This window comes from Caballeronia sp. BR00000012568055 (assembly GCF_029439455.1).
GTDB lineage: Bacteria > Pseudomonadota > Gammaproteobacteria > Burkholderiales > Burkholderiaceae > Caballeronia.
Genome location: NZ_JAQFVG010000149.1, coordinates 1 through 1,833, shown reverse-complemented (window position 1 = coordinate 1,833; position 1,833 = coordinate 1). Strand labels below are relative to the sequence as shown.

2 protein-coding genes are annotated in these 1,833 nt (G+C 58.2%); both read right to left on the bottom strand.

Going from position 1 to position 1,833, the window contains the following annotated elements; translation table 11 throughout:
* On the bottom strand, positions 1–892 hold an 892-nt coding region (locus P7F28_RS08100), incomplete at its 3' end, for a hypothetical protein (RefSeq protein WP_277183995.1).
* Positions 885–1,817 carry a fatty acid desaturase gene (locus P7F28_RS08095; protein ID WP_277183994.1) on the bottom strand — a complete coding sequence of 311 codons (933 nt, stop codon included), beginning with the start codon at positions 1,815–1,817 and terminating at the stop codon, positions 885–887. The genes P7F28_RS08100 and P7F28_RS08095, both read right to left, overlap by 8 nt.
* Between the last annotated feature and the right edge of the window lie 16 nt (positions 1,818–1,833).

Below are 1,833 nucleotides of genomic sequence, written 5' to 3'. Positions count from 1 at the left end.
ACATAATCATCCCGTTGCCGCGCTTGTCCCCGGAAGCGTCCATCCGCAGATCGCCGTAGCTCACCAGACGGGACGCGTCCGCGCCAATCTCATACTCGGCATACAGAACATCTGAGCCTTCGTAGAAGCGTTCTACGATCACCTGGCAATTGCCTGCCGTGTCGGTCTGCAGTAACCACAGGTCACGGGCGAACGCGGTATCGACTTCGGACAGATGCGTAAGCGCGTACACCTTCCGAACGCCCGGATAGCAGGGACGCCGTTCGAGCGTGACCGCGACATTGCCGTCGCCACCGGCATTGACGTCCTGCTTGACAATGACGCTTGCATACCTGACAAGCATGTCCTGCAGCGTAAAGTGAAACTCAGAGAACGAACGGCATACACGACCGTCCGCGCACCCGACCCGCCCCGATGCCAGCGCTCGAAATACCGCCTTGCGATTCAGTAGTTCGGCTCCGGCCTGCGCCATGAAATTTGAACCGTTCGATACTGGCTGCCGGATGCCGAGTCGATCGCAGAGCAGTCCGACCGATGAAGTATGGAAGTACGGATGGACCGTCCACTTCGCGCCACCCACGCGAAGACCCCGTAACGCTGCAATCATCGCTTCGTCGAGCAGGCGATCGGAGGTGAGGACAACTGGATCGGAAGCGTCGGAAGACGGGGATACGACCTGCGCGGCCGAGAGACGATGCCCCATCACCTGGGAAATGTACTCCATCATGCGGTCCGAAACCGGGGAAGGCAGGATCGCGACATCCTCGCTTGTCATTTGCCAGAGAAGCCGTCTTGCCGCAATGGCTGATACCTGACGCAGCGGAAGCGATGCACGCTTCGTATCGCCGATCATTGCTTCGTTATCCACATTGCCCACGATGAGTTTAGCCATGTGTTGCCTCTTGCTCTCGGCGTTGAAGAAGTTTCCGGCACACGTGCCAGTGCCATCTCAGATAAGACGATTCGCGGTGCATCCCGACACTCGGGCGCGCGCCGATTCGCGCGAGCAGTGGGGCCGGCGCGCTTGGGTAGCGGTGATGTTCGGTATGGAAATTCGCATTCCACATGAAGAATCGAACGAAACGGTTGCTCGTCGTCGTTCGCGAAGCCAGATAGCGCGGCCGCACCGGTTCGCAACCGTAGTGCTCGGGCAAACCAAAGAACATCAACCAAAAGTATCCGATAATCAGCGGGCCGATATAAATCGTGAGCAGTACCGGCGGCCAGATGCCGGTCGCTGTGACGATCGTGAGAAACCATGCGGCGATGCGCAGCGCTTCGCCGCGCGCTTGCGTCCGACGTTGCGCCTTCGCGAGATATGACGGCATTCGACCGAGAATCAGGTACGCGTTCAATAGCAGATTCGAAACGAGAAAACCAACACCGCTCATGGTCCACATATATCGACGCAAAGATTGGAACCGCGCGGCCGACTCTGTGTCCTCATCGGTTGCCAGGCAGCGGTGATGTTTCAGGTGTTTGTCGGTATAGGCGGTGTAGTTGACGAACAAGACGTTCGCAGCGAGATTTCCCACGATCGTGTTCATACCTCGCCCGCTCACGAAACTTCGGTGCAGGCATTCGTGGGCAAGATTCAGAAATCCGCTTAGCACAAACCCCGCCGCGATCATCATGACGATTCTGACGACAGCGCTGCTGGATCTGCATGCGAACCATGCCAGCAAGCCGAAGGCGAACGTCACCAAAACTAACTTCAGAACCGCGCACGCATCGCGGATTCCGCGTCGCTGCGAACGATATGCCGCGATCTCGGTCAGCACAGGATCTGGATAGCGCCGGGTGGAGCGCATGTTCATTCAGCCTGTGACACGA

Bases quoted from the DNA above. Each gene is read 5' to 3' on its own strand.
- P7F28_RS08095 (WP_277183994.1), bottom strand. From the start codon at position 1,817: ATGAACATGCGCTCCACCCGGCGCTATCCAGATCCTGTGCTGACCGAG.